Source organism: Pseudoalteromonas sp. NC201, assembly GCF_002850255.1.
Classification (GTDB): Bacteria; Pseudomonadota; Gammaproteobacteria; order Enterobacterales; family Alteromonadaceae; genus Pseudoalteromonas.
Window position 1 is genome coordinate 3,270,859 of sequence record NZ_CP022522.1, and the last position, 19,350, is coordinate 3,290,208.

Annotated in this window: 15 protein-coding genes and 1 pseudogene; 8 read left to right on the top strand and 8 right to left on the bottom strand. The window is 42.4% G+C overall.

Features of this window, described 5'->3' with window-relative positions:
- Positions 1 to 20 precede the first annotated feature (20 nt).
- Both PNC201_RS14240 and PNC201_RS14245 read right to left on the bottom strand, forming a co-directional pair.
- Entirely contained in the window at positions 21 to 866 is an 846-nt protein-coding gene (locus tag PNC201_RS14240; RefSeq protein ID WP_102057430.1) for an HDOD domain-containing protein, read from the bottom strand.
- A gap of 110 nt (positions 867 to 976) precedes the next feature.
- A complete protein-coding gene (locus PNC201_RS14245) occupies positions 977 to 2,497 on the bottom strand; it encodes a CYTH and CHAD domain-containing protein (protein ID WP_102057431.1) in 1,521 nt (506 codons plus the stop codon).
- A gap of 298 nt (positions 2,498 to 2,795) precedes the next feature.
- Here PNC201_RS14245 and PNC201_RS14250 point away from each other — a divergent pair, with 298 nt between their 5' ends.
- Positions 2,796 to 3,407, top strand: a complete 612-nt coding sequence (locus PNC201_RS14250; RefSeq protein ID WP_227386883.1) for a TIGR04211 family SH3 domain-containing protein — start codon at positions 2,796 to 2,798, stop codon at positions 3,405 to 3,407.
- A gap of 149 nt (positions 3,408 to 3,556) precedes the next feature.
- Here the strand turns inward: PNC201_RS14250 and PNC201_RS14255 are convergent, their stop codons facing one another.
- The 3 genes from PNC201_RS14255 to ctlX all read right to left on the bottom strand — a co-directional run bounded on the left by PNC201_RS14255 (position 3,557) and on the right by ctlX (position 6,848).
- Complete coding sequence (locus PNC201_RS14255; protein ID WP_102057433.1) at positions 3,557 to 4,219, bottom strand: outer membrane beta-barrel protein; 663 nt, start codon at positions 4,217 to 4,219, stop codon at positions 3,557 to 3,559.
- 204 nt (positions 4,220 to 4,423) lie between these two features.
- Positions 4,424 to 5,854: an alanine/glycine:cation symporter family protein gene (locus PNC201_RS14260; protein WP_102057434.1), complete on the bottom strand. Its 1,431-nt coding sequence runs from the start codon at positions 5,852 to 5,854 to the stop codon at positions 4,424 to 4,426.
- Positions 5,855 to 5,936: 82 nt separating this feature from the next.
- On the bottom strand, positions 5,937 to 6,848 hold the full coding sequence (gene ctlX, locus PNC201_RS14265; RefSeq protein WP_102057435.1) for a citrulline utilization hydrolase CtlX: 912 nt from the start codon (positions 6,846 to 6,848) through the stop codon (positions 5,937 to 5,939).
- Positions 6,849 to 7,016: 168 nt separating this feature from the next.
- Between ctlX and PNC201_RS14270 the strand changes: the two genes are divergently transcribed.
- Positions 7,017 to 7,448: an Lrp/AsnC family transcriptional regulator gene (locus tag PNC201_RS14270; protein WP_010605995.1), complete on the top strand. Its 432-nt coding sequence runs from the start codon at positions 7,017 to 7,019 to the stop codon at positions 7,446 to 7,448.
- 100 nt (positions 7,449 to 7,548) lie between these two features.
- Here PNC201_RS14270 and PNC201_RS14275 read toward each other — a convergent pair whose 3' ends face one another.
- Positions 7,549 to 8,658: a mechanosensitive ion channel family protein gene (locus PNC201_RS14275; protein WP_102057436.1), complete on the bottom strand. Its 1,110-nt coding sequence runs from the start codon at positions 8,656 to 8,658 to the stop codon at positions 7,549 to 7,551.
- 134 nt (positions 8,659 to 8,792) lie between these two features.
- Here PNC201_RS14275 and PNC201_RS14280 point away from each other — a divergent pair, with 134 nt between their 5' ends.
- On the top strand, positions 8,793 to 9,764 hold the full coding sequence (locus tag PNC201_RS14280) for a YihY/virulence factor BrkB family protein (protein ID WP_102057437.1): 972 nt from the start codon (positions 8,793 to 8,795) through the stop codon (positions 9,762 to 9,764).
- Positions 9,765 to 9,895: 131 nt separating this feature from the next.
- Here the strand turns inward: PNC201_RS14280 and PNC201_RS14285 are convergent, their stop codons facing one another.
- Together PNC201_RS14285 and PNC201_RS14290 are read right to left on the bottom strand one after the other, a co-directional pair.
- Positions 9,896 to 11,302 carry an alkaline phosphatase PhoX gene (locus tag PNC201_RS14285; protein ID WP_102057438.1) on the bottom strand — a complete coding sequence of 469 codons (1,407 nt, stop codon included), beginning with the start codon at positions 11,300 to 11,302 and terminating at the stop codon, positions 9,896 to 9,898.
- Between the two features lie 140 nt (positions 11,303 to 11,442).
- Entirely contained in the window at positions 11,443 to 13,836 is a 2,394-nt protein-coding gene (locus PNC201_RS14290; RefSeq protein WP_102057439.1) for a TonB-dependent receptor, read from the bottom strand.
- 66 nt (positions 13,837 to 13,902) lie between these two features.
- Here PNC201_RS14290 and PNC201_RS14295 point away from each other — a divergent pair, with 66 nt between their 5' ends.
- The 5 genes and pseudogenes from PNC201_RS14295 to PNC201_RS14315 all read left to right on the top strand — a co-directional run bounded on the left by PNC201_RS14295 (position 13,903) and on the right by PNC201_RS14315 (position 19,211).
- Entirely contained in the window at positions 13,903 to 14,394 is a 492-nt protein-coding gene (locus PNC201_RS14295; protein ID WP_233525180.1) for a Fur family transcriptional regulator, read from the top strand.
- Positions 14,395 to 14,405: 11 nt separating this feature from the next.
- Positions 14,406 to 15,740, top strand: coding sequence for a dihydroorotase (locus tag PNC201_RS14300; RefSeq protein WP_102057440.1), 1,335 nt, complete (start codon positions 14,406 to 14,408; stop codon positions 15,738 to 15,740).
- A 111-nt stretch (positions 15,741 to 15,851) separates the two neighbouring features.
- Positions 15,852 to 16,007 (top strand): annotated as a pseudogene (locus tag PNC201_RS23725) (GTP cyclohydrolase FolE2); the annotation flags it as partial.
- 18 nt (positions 16,008 to 16,025) lie between these two features.
- The gene (gene folE2 / locus PNC201_RS14310) at positions 16,026 to 16,943 is read left to right on the top strand and encodes a GTP cyclohydrolase FolE2 (protein WP_102057884.1); all 918 of its coding nucleotides are present in this window, start codon (positions 16,026 to 16,028) and stop codon (positions 16,941 to 16,943) included.
- Between the two features lie 117 nt (positions 16,944 to 17,060).
- The gene (locus PNC201_RS14315) at positions 17,061 to 19,211 is read left to right on the top strand and encodes a M3 family metallopeptidase (RefSeq protein WP_102057441.1); all 2,151 of its coding nucleotides are present in this window, start codon (positions 17,061 to 17,063) and stop codon (positions 19,209 to 19,211) included.
- Positions 19,212 to 19,350 lie beyond the last annotated feature (139 nt).

A 19,350-nucleotide genomic window follows, 5' to 3' on the forward strand; every position in this document is an offset into this window, starting at 1 on the left:
TAATGCCTGTGGATAATCCCCTATCCGATAAATACTTCATCGACATCATCTTTTAAGTTTTGATACTCATCTTCATGCAAATTAAGCTCAATCATCACCTTATCTTTAAATAGATACCAATCTGCTGCGCTTCTAAAGTGTTTTGCTTCAAAACAGAGGTTTTCAGCCAGTTTAAGTGCCGCAAAGGTTTGCACATGCTGCGCATCTTTTTGCTCTTCAAGATAGCTAACGTCATGGTGGCGCAAAATCATCTGGCATATTTCTTTAGGTAAGTGCCAAGACGTCGCAAGAAAGTAGCCTATCACAGTGTGAGGCACTGGATACTTTTGCTGCTCGTAGTAAATAAGCGTTTGCTCAGGTCGCTCTATAGACTGCTTTATTACCTCAGCGTAGTCAGGATATTTTACGGCCATTGCTGGGATCCCGGCATCATGAAACAGTCCGAGCAGCTGCAAATTCTCCATGGGTAATGACGCCTTCAAATGATGTCCAACCACCATCGCCGCTTTTGAAATATCCGCAGCGTTATCCCAAAACTGCTGCAGTGAAATACAGCACTTTGACTGCTCAAACGCATTTTTAAGCAAATACCCAGTCACTAGCTGCGTAATACAGTTAACGCCCAAAAACATCACTGCTTGTTTTATATCTGTGATTGTACGGGCAAGACCATAAGCGGGTGAATTAATTACCTTTAACACCGCAGCTGACGCACCAACATCCGCCGCAATAATCTCCGCCACGGTAAATAACTCAGGCTCCGGTTGTGATAATTCATTTTGTAAGGCTTGTAATATTTCAGGCTTAGCAGGTAAGTTAAATCCGCCGCGCAAATCATTCAGCACTTTATCGTCAATATCGATCATTGGGCTACCTCAGAATTGATACACCCAAGTTTAGTTCATCACCTGATATTTGCAGTATTGATTGTAATGAAGTGGTACAAAAAAGCGGGATAAAACCCCGCTTAATCTGGTTAGAACCAATATGGTTCGCTATGCATGGAAGACTGTCGACTTTGCTCCATAGCACTTATCAAAAAGTCTGATTTTTGCTTAAGCCATGCCTGCACTTCTTGCAGTTCGTCTGCGTTTTGGCTTTGGCAAAGCTGATATAAATACGCCAGTGTTTCTAGCTCATAAATACCATAAACGATATCAATCCAAGGCGTTCTAAACGCTTTGCGCGCTTCTTTATCGTAAAGCTTGCCCAGACAGTTACCGCTTAGTAGCGTGTTTTCTAACTTTATTCTCACATGTAAATAATCTTTTTCAGAAAGCGATTTATCCTGTGGAAGCAAGTTTTTCAACTCTTGCCAGTCTTTATCAAATAATTGGCTTGCGATTTCTGTGACAGGTAGCTCTGCTGCACTCAGTGCTTTTTGATCCCAGTTTTTACGCCACGCTCTATCAACCAGCCAGCGAGTAAGTGAAAGGATCAAACGGTTATAGCGGGTGCAATGAAATAAATCTTCAATGTCCGTCGGTGTCGGCTGAACATCTTGCAAATCGGTAATGACCTGCGCCAACTCGGGAAACTGATTAAGTTTCTTATGATAAGCATGACGCTTTGAGGTATAGGTTTTTAAATGAATTGCATTTTCGACCCAGGCAAGTTCTGACAACAACCATTTTAATTCGTTACGAATACTCTCAGTCGAGCTTTTATCAACGATGTCATCGAACAACCAAAACGCGTGGCGGATAAGCGAGACTCCATCAATAACACGTTTTAATGTCTTGAGACTTGGTTTATTAAAATAACACTGCTCATGCTTCTGGACGAACTGAATACCATAACTGACTGTCGCAATTAGCGCTTGTTCTTGCGTTACCTGAGATTTGAGCGGTACAAACCCTATAAACTTATTTGGTTTTAGAGGCTTATCATCGGCAATTCGATACCCTCTGGCGGCCTTTGAGTAAAGTCCCAAACGCATACCAGCCTGTTTAATTAGGTGATCGGCTAATAAGAAAAGATCTTCTTTGTTTCCCTCAATCAGCTCTATTTCAAGCTCATTGATTAGCTCCATCTTCCCTTGGGCTGCTATTTCCCCTTTATCCAACACGACTTCGATTTTGGTTCCTGAATCCGTTTCGATTAACCAAGTTCGACGAATGAAATTCGTACTGAAGATCGGGAATATGTTTTCTGCGATAGACTCAAGTTGCATGCCGTGAGGCCAAATATTCGCGTCAAACGCTAACAAGTCAGGACGTCCTGATTGAATAGGTAAATTGTACTCAGGTCGTTGATGTAACCCTCCTACAACTTCTCCCGCAAGCTTAATCGTTTGCTCGCATTCATCATTGCAACAACGCGTTCTTAGGCCGATATCTAGCGCACGCAATTCACGATTTGGCGTGTCAAAGTAGGCGTTAGTTAAGTTTTTAGCAGGCTTGTTAGTGACCGTTTTTGCAAACTGTGTGATGAGTGCAGGGATCAGCGGAACTTCATTATCTGAAACCAAAAATTTCAGTTCTATTTCAGTGTCCATTAGGGCAGTGTTTTACCTATTTGTCTAAGGGAGGATCAAAATATACAAAGGAGGCTAAGTTTGCAATCTTTTTATCCGATGAGAAGTGCACCAAATATGCGCTAAATCAATAGATAGTCGGGCTAATTTCGCTGAACGTCAGCGGATTAATAACACCGAATCATTGCGTTAAATGCTGCAATTTTCATTATGTAATCAATTATTTCGCGCCATTCAAAATAAACAAAGCCTTGCTATTAGGCCGCGAAATCCCTACTATTTTGTAAACTTTACGACCCAAAGAATAAAAGGCCCACGCATGTTCAACTTTAAGCAATTTATCATTGCGAGCCTGCTCTTCACCAGCTTTATAAGCTTTGCCGAAGAGCCAGACGAAAATAGCACAGTAAACACGGCAACACCAAACGGCTATATTAGTGACAATCTTTTTATTTTCATGCATACAGGTCCAAGTAAAAATTATCGAATTTTAGGTTCTGTTGATGCTGGTACGCCAATCACTATTTTGAGTGGCGCTAATGACGAGTTTGTCCAAATTAAAGACGACAAAGCAAGAGAAGGTTGGGTAGAAAGTAAATTTGTCACCACGGAGCCAGGTTTAAAGCAACAATTAGAGGCGGTTAACCAAACCTTGGTGGAAACCCAAGAGGCGCTGAACGACGCCCAGCAGCAGCTTCCAATGCTGCAGCAAAACAATACCAATTTGCTAGCTGAAAATGCTTCACTTCAAGACACTATTTCAGGGCTTGAAAAGCAACTACAAGATGAGCGTTTAGCACAGCAGCAAAAAGTCCAAAAAGAGCAACACCAGTTGCTCACTTACGGTGGCATCATCGGGATCAGTGGCATTATTATCGGTGTGATCCTGACGCTATTTTTATCTCGTAGAAAGCGTTACGACGGCTGGTAAGTGGTTATATACCTATTGAGGTTAGATAACTTCGTCACTGACGGTTCATCTAAACTCTCTTGTCAAAATTGATGGGGTGAATTGCTCAATTCGCCCCACTCTAAATACAGTTCTGAAAATAACCTTTCTCTACTATGAATATCAGCGTATTAAAAAGCCCAACCAAGTAACATGGATATATCGTGCAAATTATGCTCATATTGAACTACGCCTGTGTAGTCATATTCTTTTGATTCTTTAATATTCAAAAGAGAGTATTCCAAACCAACATAGAGATTATCTGTTAGTCGATACTCAACACCTATCGAGGTATAAATATCATTACCGCTATCACCTGAACTAGTGCTGCCTGTAGGAACCAATTGTGCAGGGATCACATCTTTGTATTGCCAATGTGCCATTCCAACTCTTATATTTGCATTAATATTGGTAGACACCTCAATCTCTCCCTTAATCCCCAACCTCAGAGATTCGGTATCAATAGGAAACCTGACTCGATATGAGTAGTCATATGGGTTTTGATAGATTCCAGAGAGTGTGTTAGAAACGTGAACGGAATATTCAGCTAGTGACTCACCATGAAAATGCTGTGCGATTTCAAGAGCTAAATGATCTGTAAGCCCAACACCGAGCCTCAGCCCCCATGAATCAGAATTAGCGGATGACGCACGCCTATATCCTAAATCAGATTCTTGCTCGGCATAAAATTCATTATTGGCTTTACCAAAAAGTACTTCTGAAAATATGGCAATATCAGCCTTCGCGTACATAGGCAACGATAGTACTGCCAGTCCAAATAATTGTTTTTTCATTATCACATCAGTGTTTAAAGATTAAAAAGGAAGCAATATTTAGTTTGAAATATTGAAGAGAAAAGCGGGAGGAAGTATACACAGAATATAAAAAATTTAAACAAGGCGTATGATTGAAAGTTTGGAGATACTTTTTAACTTAAAAATATCAAAAATAAATAAAGGCCGGAAAATTCGGCCTTTATTTATTCCATCTAAAACGTATTAGGCTGAACTCTTCGCATTAATATTACCCCAAATGCCAGACTCAGTAACTCCTTGCACTTTGACCTTATCGACTTCGAATACAGGTTCTTTCCCTTTTGCTCTTTGCAGATGATAATCGGCCGTAACCGCCAAGATAGTGGGTGTAAGGCGCACGATGGCAGTAACATTCACCACCGTCATTAAACCCAATGCGATGTCGGCAAGATCCCATACCTGTTTTAGCGTTGCCGAAGCGCCCCACAACATCATAGACAAGTAGCATGCGGTATAAATTGAACGGCCAACTTTATTGTCCAGATGGAATAAGTGTAAGTTACTTTCAGCATAGGCGTAATTAGCCACTACAGAGGTGAAAGCAAACAAAGTGATCGCCGCCGCGACAAAGTACACGCCCCCAGTTGCTAAATGCGCGGTCATCGCAGATTGCGTCAGCCGTATGCCTTCCATCTCACTGCCAATATCTATATCTGCCAATAGAATTATGACAGCAGTACAACTACACAACACGATGGTATCAAAGAATACGCCTAGCATTTGGATATAACCTTGGGTCACGGGGTGATTGGGAATTGGTGACGCACTGGCCGATGCGTGCGGCACACTACCCGCTCCCGCCTCGTTAGAATAGAGCCCACGCTGAATACCATTTTTGATAGCTGCGCCAAGTGCGCCTGCGCCCGCTTCTTGCAAGCCAAAAGCTGAAAGCAAAATATCTTTGATCATGGCAGGGACTTGAGAGTAATTCATCACGGTAATAATAATGGCCGCAAGGACAAAGACTAATCCCATTACTGGCACTACCTTTTCAGCAAATCGTGCAATCGCTTTGAAGCCACCAAGAATAATAGAGCCGGCAAGGACTGTGATCACAATACCTGAATATAAGGTTGGAATATCAAACGCATTATTGAGCGCATCGGTGATGGTATTGGTTTGCATCGCGCTAAAGGTAAATCCATATCCCAAAAACAAGCAAAAGGCGAAGCATACTGCAAACGCCCGACTTCCCAATCCCATGTGAATATAATAAGCAGGACCACCTCTAAACTCACCTTGGCTATCTCGCACTTTATAGACTTGCCCAAGTACACTTTCGGCAAAGCCTGTTGCCATCCCCAAAATGGCTATCATCCACATCCAAAATATCGCACCACTGCCACCAAGAGAAATAGCAACCGCAACACCTGCTAGGTTACCGGTTCCAACTCGAGCTGATAACCCCGTGCATAACGCTTGAAATGAACTGATTGTATTGTCATCACCCTGACTGCTACCTCGTAACAGACTAAACATGTGGCGAAACTTTACAACTTGTATCCCTCGCAAAAGAATAGTGAACCAAAACCCTGCAAATAGCAGGATATAAATAAGTATCTGGCCTTCTCCCCATAAGAGCCCATTAATACTCTTAACTGCACTTTCAAACATAGGCGGTTCCTGTTTTATTATTATTTGCCGTTTATCTAGGGCCTGTTGACCTTCTTGAAGGATAAACAGGCCCTAGTATTATTTAACGGTTATTTAAATGGACTCCAGCAATCATACAACGCACCGAGCCACCTGCGGCTTCAATTGTCGGTATATCGATAGCAACTAGCTTAGCTGACTTTTCAATGACAGCAATTTGCTCAGGCAACAACGCCTGATAAGCCGTTGTGGAAAGCGCAAGTATGCGTCCCATACTGCCTTGTAGCTCAATCGCGTTGCCGCAAAAATGTTGGATCTGCTGATAAGATAGCGCAATCAGGGTATGGCCGCTTTGCGTAAAACGATTAATAAGCTGTGCCCGCTGATATTCTGGCACCATATCTAGGCATATCATGGCGAAATCAGTGGCGACACACATTAAGACATTGGTGTGATAAACAGGCACTTCATTCTTATCATAGGCATTAAATATCTCCGCCTCTAGTCCCAACTGCTCGCAAACTTGATTAACTAACACGGCGTTAGTGCGCTTGGATTCTACCGCATAGGCCACTTTTTCTTGATGATCGATAACCATAGAGCCGGTGCCTTCAAGGAATATTTCTTCTGCGGTTAGATGACTATAATCATTGATGTTTGTCACCTGATAGTGAGCACTCAGAAAATCGATAATATCGCGACGGATCTCCAATCGTCGATTCAAGGCGTACATAGGATAAATCGTTAACTGACCATCGCTATGCGTCGAAAACCAGTTATTTGGAAAGACCGAGTCTGGCGTGTCTGTGGAGGTATCTTCAAATAAGTGCACTTTCACGCCAGCCAACTCTAACGCTTGCACGGCGTTACTGACCTCAACATAGGCTCTGTTGTTAGGGTTGTTTTCACTGCATACTTGCTGAAATGCGTTATCTTGCATGGTTTGCGGGTTCGAAGTGAAATGGTGTGGGCGGATCATCACCACCGCTCGTGGTGCTTGAAATATCGTTGTCATACTGCACTCATTATTTGATTTGGGCGTTGTCTTACACAATATCAGTGTAACCACACCATAAGACGATTTAAATGCCAAAATCTTATACAATTAGTGCAATTTTCTATCACTTTGCTAAGTTGAATTATACAAATAGACTAATCATGACAAAAACCACAAAGCTGTACTATGACTCCTTACTTATATGATGCGCTTGACAAAGCCTTGATTGCTGAATTGCGCAAAGATGGCCGAGCAGCCATTTCAACTTTAGCCACTACGCTCGATGTGTCTCGCGGAACCGTACAAAACCGTTTAGATAGACTCATTTCCAGTGGTGCAATTCTAGGCTTTACAGTGCGGGTTCATGAATATATCGAGTCCGAGCTGGTGCGCGCTATCATGATGATAGAAGTGATCGGTAAATCCACTACTCAAGTGATCAATGCACTGCGTGGGATCCCCGAACTCAGTAAAATTCATACCACGAACGGGGCATGGGATTTAATCGCTGAAGTGCAAGCTGCTAACCTCAGTAAATTCGATGGTGTACTGAGGCAAGTTCGAGAGATTGATGGCATTTTAAATAGTGAAACCAGTATTTTGCTATCAAGTACGTAAAGCTCGATAGCGTTGTTTATCTAGATTAGGGTGATGAGTCGACAGTCCGAAATAATCTAAATCAGCCATGACACATTTCAACACTTAACCTAATTTACTGCTAAATTATATTGTCCCCTTCTTCTGGGCTTCGAGCGCGCTCTGCTTGCTCTCTGATCTCATCCGCATCGCTACTCACATCGTCAATATCCGCATCTACTGCACTTGCTGTGGTTTTGTTCTTTTGTTTCACAGGCGTTCTGCTACTCGAATTACTGGTCGCTTCTTTGTTTACTCCTTGTGTTTCAGTATTCGCAGCTATGATTATCCGCTCTCTAGCATCATCAGGCATGCTTATACCGTGTTCTGTAAAGCAATTAACGGTTTCTCGCATGAGTTGAGACGCCACTTTGATCGGGCTATGTTGTTCGCTATTGACCCAAAAATAAATAGTAAGATTGATAGTCGCGGAGCCTAAGGCTTCAAGTAGAACCTGAGGTGGCGGGTCGTTTAAAACCGCACTTTGCTCTTTAAGTAAGTCAATTGCAATTTGCTGCGTCAGGCGAATATCGTTGTCATAGCCAATACCAATCTTAAAGTGTCCACGTGTTTTGGGGTTGGCAGTAAAGTTTTTAATTACATTCTTGTAGACGGTAGCATTGGGTATTTGAATGTGATTACCATCGTAATCAACTAAGGTGGTTGCGCGGGCGGTGACTTTTTTAACGATCCCCAAACGGTTATCCACTTCAATAACGTCATCAATTCTAAACGGGCGTTGGACACTAATTAGCATACTCGAAATAAAGTTCTCGGCGATATCACGAAACGCAAACCCAAGAATAAGACCGACAAGCCCAGTACCACTCATTACTGCGACGGCAAACTCACTTAACCCGGCCAAGCGCAAAAAGATATAAATACCAAAAAATATGACTAACACACTGATAAAACGGCGAGTGACGAGATGTAATAATCGACTTTTACTGACATAACCTATGGGTTTAATCAAAAGATAAGAGATTGGCCGTGCTAAATAATAACAAAGCACAATAACCACAATTCCCAACACCAAAGCAGGTAATAATTGCCATGCGGTTTGTAAAAAGTGCACAACCTGTGCGCTTAAACTTAGCGTATCTGATGTGCTCACGGCCTCAGTCACTTCGCGAGAAGCTGCCGCCTGAATCATATTAGTCATTTGATTTTTAATAAGATTATTGATTTCCATATTGCACTCTTTGGGTTTTTATTCATAAGGTCACGAGTTGACTAGTAGCAAATATAACGCCAAACGAGATTGGCAGACCTTTTGCTGTATATCACTTTAGATCAACAGGCCCAGAATTGATTTAGGAAAGACCAATGGCAGCTCATAAACATGGCTTTAATGCAGACAGGCCAAGCGATATTCCAGCACTCGGTTGGTGGGATGTCAGTAAACGGCTATACCACAGCTTATCCCAAGATAATTTATCTCTGGTTGCCGCTGGAGTGGCATTTTATGCCCTGCTGGCAATATTTCCTGCGTTAGCGGCCGTTGTTTCTATCTATGCCTATTTTTCTTCTCCTGCAGAAATGGTTGACCAGCTACTGCCGCTTATTGAACTCTTACCACCATCCAGTCAAGAAATTATGTTGCAACAACTCAAAGCGCTCACTCAAAAATCGCAGGCAAGCCTAAGTTTAGGTGCTATTTTTACCCTCTTTTTAACAATATGGAGTAGCAGTAAAGGCTGCCAAGCGTTGATCACAGCCTGCAACATTACGTATCATGAGCATAATAAAAGGCAGTTTTTACAAGCGCTAGTGGTACGCTTTTTGTTTTCTGTGGGGGCGATTTTCGTCGCGATTGTGGCGTTGTCTATTATCGGAATTTTACCGATTGTGCTTAACCTCGTAGGATTTACCACAGCACTGGACTCTGTAATACAGCTAATTACTTGGTCTATTTTAGCGGTACTATTTCACTTTTCCTTAGCGTTTGTTTATCGTTATGCGCCACATCGCAGAGCCGCAAAATGGCGCTGGATAACACTCGGCTCGTTTACTGCAACCGGTTTATGGATCCTGGCGTCATTGGGATTTTCATATTATGTCGCGCAGTTCGCTTCTTACAATGAAACTTATGGTTCATTGGGAGGCGTCGTCATTATGATGATGTGGTTATATTTGAGCGCATATATCATTATTTTTGGTGCTGCACTAAATGCCAGTACTGAGCTACAAACTTTAAAAGATAGTACCGTTGGACCAGCAAAAACCAGAGGGCAACGAGGTGCATTTGTGGCTGATAATTTAACGACAAGACAACGTAAAGAAAAGGAGCCTCATTGATAATAGCATCAATATTAATAGCTCACTTTCACGATTTAAATTTTGCTTAGATTACTCAGCAGCAAGTTGAGCGTCGCGACCAAAATACACTTATGAGAACATAAACCAAATAGCGAAAAGGTCAACAAGCCCTAATTCAACAAATTAAAATTAGAGAGGCTATTTATTTTTGCTTGATTAAAGTGCTCCCATGGTCCCACAATCGCCAATGTTGTCGTTGGTGAGTACACATTAACAAATAAAGTTTTGCCGTCTGGTGAAAAACAAGCGCCGGCGAGCTCAGTTTGCTTAGCTAGCCGCGCAAAATTATAGAGTTCTCCCTCTGGTGTTACACCTCTTAGGTAGTTATTTACAACATCGGAATACTGATCCTCACAAACAATTAAATGTCCTTGTGGCGACACGGTAAGATTGTCACCAAAGTTATAGAGAGACTGGCTAGTGCTTTCGACAAATAAAGACAACTTTCCTGGATTGAGGCGTTCTTTTTCTGTTCCCTCAAACTCAGATGGCTGATACTTCATGATTTGCCCTAGCTGCTTTTTTCCGCCATTGGTACAGCAAAAGTACAGCTCTTTTTCACCCCAATGGATCCCTTCACCTCGAGCAAATAGCGCAGCTCCACTTCGATAAGCACGGATCCGTAAATCGTCTTTAGCACTTTGCGGGTCGTCCAAATCTATCCACTCAACAGTAAACTCCTGATGAAGTGGCATCGCTTTTTTATTCCAATTTCGACTATCAAATTGCGGGCTTTCTTTCACTACCATCGCTTGTAATTTCCCTCCTTTGTGGAGCTTTGCCTTTTCGTTTGGAATAAAGCGGTAAAAAACGCTGTCTCCCCGGTCTTCCGTGAGATAAACAATACCTGTTTTGGGATCAACAGCAGCGGCTTCATGATTAAACCGCCCCATTGCTTTTAGAGGTTGTGGCTTAATTAAACCCTTTGCAGTCGCTGGTACTTCAAAAATATATCCGTGATCTTGTGTAAAACCATCATTTTTAGTTGCAGTTGTTTCTTCACAAGTAAGCCAACTCCCCCAAGGCGTTATTCCACCAGAGCAGTTACGAATAGTGCCAACCAAGGATAAATATTCTTGTTCTTTTTGGCGTGTTTTTAGGTTATACACAATATGACTTGTGCCACCAGGAAGCGCGATGCCTGAGCCATTTGTATCAAAAGCAAGCTCACTTTTATGGTGGCGAATACTGTCCTCGGCTTTTGCTAAATCTGTTGGTTTCAATTCATGATTGCGGATTAATGCAACCCGTTCTTCATCTAAAGCAATACAACCCATACCATCGGCTTTGTCAGGTACAGTAAAACCATCGGACATTTTATCTCCAAGGCTTGATACTATTTGATAACTGAAACCTTGGGGCAAATCGAGTAAACCATTGGGGTCGGTGATCAACGGTCCATACCCTGCTATCATTGTGTTAAAGTCTAATATTGACACTCTGCCAAATGCGCTTTTAGAAAGGCCGATAAATGCGAGGGTGCCAGCCCCCCTTAAAAACCCTCGACGTGAAACCATAATTTCTCCTGCTGATCGTAGTCGTGTCAGTAATAATCTCGTGCTACATATAGATAAGATTTATGTTGTTGTAAAACTCAGTTACTTGTGTACCTGTGTGGCTTTAACTAACAGGTACACAATGGTTTAACCTGCTAAAACTAAAAATAGCCGCGAATACCAAGCGCGAAACTGCGTCCCGGACGAGGGCCTATATCTTTTAAGAATGAACTATGTACTCGTGCTTCTGTATCCGTCAGATTGCTCCCTCTAAGATGAATAGAGAGATCTTGATTTAACACAGAAAGATCATAAGAGATGCTAGCATCAACTAAGGTATATCCGTCGGTCGCGGTTTCTTCTGGTGCAATCCGGTCCTGCTCTTGATATCGAGTAATGTGGATATGTGCACTGAGATTATCCGTCTGATAGCTTAACTGCGACCCAAAGCGCAGAGGTGGTGTACGAGGTAAATCGCCGCCTTCTTCTAATCTGGCACGCACAAAGTCAGAGAAAACATCAACTTTCAACTCGTCGGTCAATTGCCAAGCAACTTGCGCTTCAAAACCGTGCAAAACCACATCATCTGTCTTGAATAAATAAATAGGTAATTCGGAAGCATGATCGTGCTCATGTTCATGATTGTGGTCGTGACTATCGCCGCTCTCGGCGTACAACCCAGTTTCTATTTGATAGTAGTAGTTATCTACTTGGTTGTAAAAAGCATTAAAAATAAAGCCTATATCGCCTTGGGTTTTTCGAAGTGTAATATCAATATTGTGCGACTTTTCTAGCGCTATGCCTTGCTCATCGAGTTCAAAATGACCGTGCTCATCCATTTTGAACAACGCTCCTACCTCGTAAGTGCCAGTTCCTATGTGAGGACCAAAGGAAAATAACTCCGATGAAGAAGGAGCTCGTTCAGAGTGTGAAACAGATAACCCAAGGTTATAATTTTGCGCAAAGTCCCATACAAGACCCGAAGATAAACTGACAGGGGTAAACTGATGCTCAACCGCATATACCTTTGTTGCTTCTGAATCGTGACCGATGTGGTCATGCATTTCAGTATCGTGCGAGTGGGCATCAATACTCGGTAAAGGCACATTACTTGCGGTGATCTCCACTTGCTCAATACGACCACCTAACTGCACTAAAAAATCACCAAACCGCCTTTCCTCCATTACCCCTATCGCAAGTGTTTGGGTATCAGATGGCGGCGTAAACGCCTCACTACCTTGAGCCTCAACATCACTATGTTTGTAATGTAAGCTTACGCCACCAGTCCAAGCGGACAGAGGCTGATGTAGTAAATCAACTTTTAACTCATTGGTATCATTCTTAAATGTTGTTCCAACCATGCCGTGCTCAACTTCAGCATGTTCATACTCTGTAAAACCAGCACGCACATTCACTTTATCAAGCCAACCTTTGTTAAACTTGTACTCGCTTAATAGTTGCACTTTTGTTTGTGCTAAGTCCGCAAAAACCTGCTCTTCAGCCTCATGATATGCTTCTTCATCGCCATGCGTATGTCCCGGAATGCCGTATTTGCGGTTAAATTTCTCAACAGCCACACCGACATAACCTTGGTCAAATAAGTAACTTGAGCCAACCGTAAAACCATTAGACTCTTCAGCACTATTTGCTACTTTATAGTGATGTTCACCACTGTTATTCCTTTCACTATGCTCATGAATTTCAGCAGGAACAGGTACTTCGTAATCATTAGATTCTCGCCAGAATGCATCAACATATAAAGCCACAGAACCAATACCCGATGTCGCATTAAACGAGGCTGTATTTTGGTCATCAACAGAGTTACTTTCCAGATTCCATTCTCCGCGAGTTGCATTATCGGTTGGAACTCTTGTATCGACGACGTTAACCACTCCCCCAATCGCACCACTACCATAAAAAAGAGTTGCAGGTCCCCGCAACACCTCGATTTGTTGAGCCGTTGAGGCTTCAGAGGCGACTGAGTGATCAGGACCAACTCTAGATACATCGCTGACATCTAATCCATTTTGCGTCACCAACACTCGCGGGCCACTCAAACCTCGAATAATTGGTGTACTCGCTACTTTGGCGTGGAAATTTGTGTTGACGCCAGGCAATTTTTCTAAACTATCCCCTAGTGTAGCAGTTTGCTGTCTACGCAATGTTTCACCTGCCAAAACACTAACTGGAACCGCAGATTCCATCGCCGACATATGTACAGGGGTAGCAACAATATCTATAACTTCTATTGGAGAACGATTTAACATTAGCATTGCGTTTTTAACGCCACCTTGATCCAGAGTGAGCGCCTTATGCAGATGAGCAAAACCAGGCGCTCTTACATGGATTTGTTTATTTCCAAGCCCAACGCCCGAAATTTGAAAATGACCATTGTTATCTGTGAGTACGCGAATATCAGTTCCTTCGACCTCAATTGATGCATTTGCAATCCCTTTACCAGCTTTATTGACGACTGTACCTTCTATAGACTTTGCTACAAGACTTGGTGGTAACAGTGCAGCAACGAGCAAGGGTATTGTTGATAGTTTAGACATAACGACTCCAATAAATGTTACATTGTATCAATTATGCTTGGTATGTTATATTGTATCAATATCTAGGTGGATTATGTCGTCATTGCCGTGAACAAAACTCAACGAAACTTTATTCTCAAACAGGCTCAAGCAAAATGCCAATCGTTAGGGCTGCGTTTAACTGAAAAACGACAGAGCGTGCTAGAAATATTATTGCAAACAGTCGAGCCGCTATCAGCTTATGAACTTACTGACAAATACAATAAAAGCACCAACTCTCCTATTCTAGCAATGTCCGTGTACCGCATTCTTGAATTCTTAGAGTCAGTCAATCTGGCACACCGGATCCATTCTGCAAATAAATATATAGCCTGTAAGAGTCTAGATGGTGCGTGCCATCACCATCTATCCGTGATCTTGGTCTGCAGATCCTGCCATCAAATAGAAGAAATAGATTCTGTTCAAGAGGCTGCCAAGCATCTATTTAAAGCGGTAGAAAGCACTGGATTTTCAGCTGCAAATGCACGCTTAGAGTTGCCTGGCTTATGTAACCTTTGCAAAGCCAAACTTGACAAATAGGTCCCTATAATATGAAAAACACACTGATAAAAAATGCAATTGTGGTCAACGAGAATCAATCACAAGTATGTGATGTACTTATCGTTGAAAACAGAATAAATAAAATTGCAAGCTCAATAACTGCGCAGCCAAATGACTATATTGTGGATGCGACAGGTTATTTTCTACTCCCTGGAATGATAGACGACCAAGTACATTTCCGTGAGCCCGGCTTAACACAGAAGGGTAATATAGCCTCAGAATCCAGAGCTGCTGTGGCAGGTGGTATCACCAGCTATATGGAAATGCCAAACGTAAGCCCTGCGACTACAACCATTGAAGCTCTTGAACAGAAATACGCGATTGCGTCTAGAAGCTCGCTAGCAAACTATAGTTTTTACTTAGGGGCAACCGAAGATAATTTAGAACAAATAAAACGTTTAGATGCGAAGAAGTACTGCGGTGTTAAAGTTTTTATGGGGGCATCAACAGGCGATCTACTCGTTGAGCATCCACAAGCACTCGACGCAATTTTCAGAGAAAGTCCAACCCTAATTGTCACCCATTGTGAAGATGGAAGAGTGATTGAAAAGAACTTATCCATGTGCATAGGACGCAGTGGCAGTTTAACAATTCAAGATCACCCCATCATTCGTGACGCCGAAGCGTGTTATTCATCCTCTTCGTACGCTGTATCTTTAGCGAAAAAATATCGTAGCGATTTACATGTACTGCATATCACAACAGAAAAAGAATTGAGCTTATTCCCTTCAGGCGATATTCGCGACAAACATATTACTGCAGAGGCATGTGTGCATCATTTGTGGTTCAGTCAAGAAGATTACGCACTGCAGGGTAACCTAATAAAATGCAACCCAGCGATTAAAGCGAAAAGCGATCGTGATGCTTTGTTAGCAGCAGTGCGAAATAATCAAATAGATATTATTGCTACTGATCACGCGCCTCATACTTGGCAAGAAAAGCAACTCCCCTACCAGCAAGCACCTGCGGGTTTGCCTTTAGTTGAACATGCATTATTAAGCTTGCTCGACCATGTGCATCATCAGCGTTTATCTATAGAGCAGCTCGTTGAGAAAGTTGCACATAATCCAGCGTTAAGGTATCACATTGTAGATAGAGGCTTTATTCGCGAAGGATACTATGCTGACTTAGTGCTCGTGAACCCTCATCACGAAACACCCACTTGCCATCAGAAAACACACTATCACTGTGGCTGGACCCCATTCGACGGTCACCGCTTTTCAGCAAAAGTTTTAAAAACTTGGGTGAATGGCAGTCTCGTTTATGACGGCCAACAACCGCTTAATACACCCACAGCCGCTATGCCACTAATTTTTAATCGCTAGGGCATGTTTACCTTTCAAGTTTGTTTTTGCAGCAGCTTGATTGGTATTTGTACAAGGCAGAGCCTGCGTAGCATAGTTATTCTATGTGAGTCAGGCGAGAACACAGTAGAAATGCTAATCAAGCGCTGCCCTTTGGGTTCACCTGAGTGCGCTTTGTTCATTGTTGCTCAACTTTTGCCTAGATTACTAGGCGGCAAGTCGAGCGTCGCGACCAAAACACACTCAGGAGAACAAAAATCAAACAGCAAAGATCAACAGGCCCTAGAAACCTCGTCGGAAATAAATATGACAGTATCTTTACCTGATGTTGCCTCTGGGCAACTTGCAACAACAGCTTTACCGCTAAAGTGGGTGGGTATGGAAAAAATTGCCATATCTTTAGAAGTGGAAATATCAAGCACCTCCTGCCAAAGGGTTAACGCTCTTGCAAATATTTTTGTTAGTCTAGATAAACCTGAGGCGAAAGGGATCCATATGTCCCGGTTATACATTCGCTTGAGAGAGATACTAAGTACGACTCCTTTGAATATTAAAACGATTGAAGCGTTATTAAAAGAGTCGGTTCAATCTCAACAAGGATTGAGCAAAGCGGCCAAGCTTGAGTTACAGTTTGAAGTAACCATAGATAAACCAGCATTGTTGAGCGATCAATTCGGCTATCAAAGTTACCCTATCACGCTTAATTGCGAGTATATAAACTCAGAGCTTAGCTACGAGTTATCACTTACTATTGCCTATTCAAGTACCTGCCCTTGCTCAGCGGCACTTTCTAGACAAGCATTAAGTGAAGAGATCGAAGAACAGTTTTCCCAAGAGATGATTTCAAAACACGAACTAATGACGTGGATAACCTCTCTAAAAGGGAGCATTGCCACACCTCATAGCCAGCGCTCTTTCGCTTACGTAACAGTAAAACTAACAGAACGGACGTTGCCACTCATTCCAAACCTTATAAAAGCGCTAGAACAGGCCATTGGCACCCCAGTTCAAACTGCGGTAAAACGTGAAGATGAACAAGCATTTGCGAAGCTAAATGCAGAAAACCTAATGTTTTGTGAAGATGCCGCACGACGAGTCAAACAATTTTTAGAACAAAACACACAGTTTGTTGATTATTGGTTCAAAATTGAACACCAAGAAAGTTTGCATGCTCACAATGCTGTCGCCATTGATAATAAGTTTCCGGCCCAAAAACTGACTTAAGAAACACTTATCTGCCTAAGATGCAAGAATCATGATACCGCCATTATTATGCGATAAAACACAACTACAAACACGCAATAGATACACTATAACATTACAACAAATACTGAGAAGTTTATGAAAAAGACCATCATCGCCGTTGCGATTTACTCCACGCTTTTTGTCTCTGGTTGTTCAAATTATACAACGGAGGTGGCATCTAGCGTGCCTAAGAAAAGTGAATCAGTCCATCACAATCCACTGTTCAACGCCAGTACTTTAATCTACCAAACCCCAATGTTTGACCAGATCAAAGATGAACATTTTATGCCTGCATTTAAGCAGGGTATGGCAGAGCACCTCAAAGAAATCGAGCGTATTGCAACTAACCCTGCAACGCCTACGTTTGAAAACACCTTAGTTGCAATGGAAAAAAGTGGTGCACTGCTAAAGCGAACCAGTAGCGTGTTTTTTAACTTAATAGGCACAGATAGCTCTGTAAAACGTCGTCAATTACAAAAAGAACTAGCCCCAATGCTCGCAGAACACCGCGATAACATCAATTTGAACGCCGCATTATTTGACCGTATAAAGTCGCTTTATGATAATCGCAACACACTCGAACTGGACTCAGAATCAAAGCGTTTATTGGATGTTTACTACACCAACTTTGTGCGAGCTGGCGCGAAACTAAGTGCTGAAGATAAGGAGAAAATTCGCAAAATCAATGAAGAGCATTCCTCTCTGACTACCCAGTTTTCACAAACCTTATTAGCAGAAACGTCTGCCATATCAGTAATTGTTGATGATAAAGCCGCATTGGACGGTTTAACAGAAAGACAAATTCTTGCCACTAAACGTGCGGCTGAAGCTGCAGGACATAAAGACAAGTACTTAATCGGTATTACCAACACAACTCGCCAACCTATTTTAGCGTCTTTAACCAACCGAGCACTTAGGCAACAGATTTGGCAAGCTTCTGCTTATCGTGCTCAGTCAGGTGATAATGACAATACTCAAATTATCATCCGGCTGGCACAGTTAAGGGCCGAAAAAGCAGCGCTGTTAGGGTATAAAAGCTGGGCAGACTACGGCCTAGAAAAGCAAATGGCTGGAAACCCTAAAGCAGTTTATGACATGCTTGGCAGCATGGTGCCGGCCGTTGTTTCCAACGTGGAAAAGGAAGCAGCAGATATTAAAACGTTTATTCAAAGCGAAGGGCACTCGTTCGACATCAAACCTTGGGACTGGGCATACTACGCTGAAAAAGTTCGTCAATCTCGTTATGACTTAGACGAAACAGAAGTGAAAAAGTACTTCGAATTTAATAACGTCTTAGAAAATGGTGTTTTTTATACTATGAATAAGCTGTACGGCGTAAGTTTCAAAGCTCGCCCTGACTTACCCGTGTATCATCCAGATGTTAAGGCTTATGAACTGATCGATAACAATGGTGAAAGCCTCGCGATATTCTTTGCCGACTATTTTGCAAGAGAAGGTAAACGTGGTGGAGCTTGGATGAATTCATTTGTAGGGCAATCTAAGTTATTAAACCAAAAGCCTGTGGTTATCAATGTCATGAATATTGCAAAGGCACCTGATGGTGAACCAACCTTTGTAAGCTACAGTGAAGTGACAACTATGTTTCACGAAATGGGACATGGCTTACATGGGATGTTTTCTGACGTAAAATATCCGAGTCTTGCTGGAACCGCTGTTTCTCGTGATTTTGTTGAGTTTCCCTCAACCTTTGAGGAAGACTGGGCTGCACACCCTGAAGTTATCAGTAACTATGCAAAGCATTACCAAACCGGGGAACCTATCCCAAAAACACTGCTTGATAAAGTGATCCGCTCACGAACTTTTAATATGGGCTACGATACATTGGAGTACATGGCATCTGCGCTCTTAGATATGGAGTGGCATACAATTTCACCTGAGCATGCACCCACTGATATCAATGAATTTGAACAAGCGGCACTGAAGAAGCATGGAGTCGCCCTCGATTACGTTCCACCGCGTTATAAATCAGCATTTTTTGCGCACTCTATGGGAGGCGGCTATTCTGCTGGTTACTATGCTTATATGTGGAGTGAAATATTAGCAGCCGACGCCTATGCATACGTGCAAAAGCTCGGTGGCCTTAAACTTGAAAATGGCGAAAAATATCGTAAACATATTTTATCGGTTGGTAACTCAATACCTGTAATGGACTCTTACAAAGCATTCCGCGGAAAAGAGCCAACGACTGAAGCGCTATTAAAACGCAGAGGACTAGCCCCTAAATAACACACTATTTAACCTGAGGTTTGGATAAGGAATGTTCCAACTCATTGTTGCTAAAGCACAACTTAGTTTTTTCCTTGTCTAGCCAGAGAGTTTTAGGGAAAACACCGCTTCCGCGTCCTGCTCTCGCTAAGGTACCTAC

Coding starts and splice junctions, on each gene's coding strand:
- PNC201_RS14240 (WP_102057430.1), bottom strand. CDS start 866: ATGATCGATATTGACGATAAAGTGCTGAATGATTTGCGCGGCGGATTT.
- PNC201_RS14245 (WP_102057431.1), bottom strand. CDS start 2,497: ATGGACACTGAAATAGAACTGAAATTTTTGGTTTCAGATAATGAAGTT.
- PNC201_RS14250 (WP_227386883.1), top strand. CDS start 2,796: ATGTTCAACTTTAAGCAATTTATCATTGCGAGCCTGCTCTTCACCAGC.
- PNC201_RS14255 (WP_102057433.1), bottom strand. CDS start 4,219: ATGAAAAAACAATTATTTGGACTGGCAGTACTATCGTTGCCTATGTAC.
- PNC201_RS14260 (WP_102057434.1), bottom strand. CDS start 5,854: ATGTTTGAAAGTGCAGTTAAGAGTATTAATGGGCTCTTATGGGGAGAA.
- ctlX (WP_102057435.1), bottom strand. CDS start 6,848: ATGACAACGATATTTCAAGCACCACGAGCGGTGGTGATGATCCGCCCA.
- PNC201_RS14270 (WP_010605995.1), top strand. CDS start 7,017: ATGACTCCTTACTTATATGATGCGCTTGACAAAGCCTTGATTGCTGAA.
- PNC201_RS14275 (WP_102057436.1), bottom strand. CDS start 8,658: ATGGAAATCAATAATCTTATTAAAAATCAAATGACTAATATGATTCAG.
- PNC201_RS14280 (WP_102057437.1), top strand. CDS start 8,793: ATGGCAGCTCATAAACATGGCTTTAATGCAGACAGGCCAAGCGATATT.
- PNC201_RS14285 (WP_102057438.1), bottom strand. CDS start 11,302: ATGGTTTCACGTCGAGGGTTTTTAAGGGGGGCTGGCACCCTCGCATTT.
- PNC201_RS14290 (WP_102057439.1), bottom strand. CDS start 13,836: ATGTCTAAACTATCAACAATACCCTTGCTCGTTGCTGCACTGTTACCA.
- PNC201_RS14300 (WP_102057440.1), top strand. CDS start 14,406: ATGAAAAACACACTGATAAAAAATGCAATTGTGGTCAACGAGAATCAA.
- folE2 (WP_102057884.1), top strand. CDS start 16,026: ATGACAGTATCTTTACCTGATGTTGCCTCTGGGCAACTTGCAACAACA.
- PNC201_RS14315 (WP_102057441.1), top strand. CDS start 17,061: ATGAAAAAGACCATCATCGCCGTTGCGATTTACTCCACGCTTTTTGTC.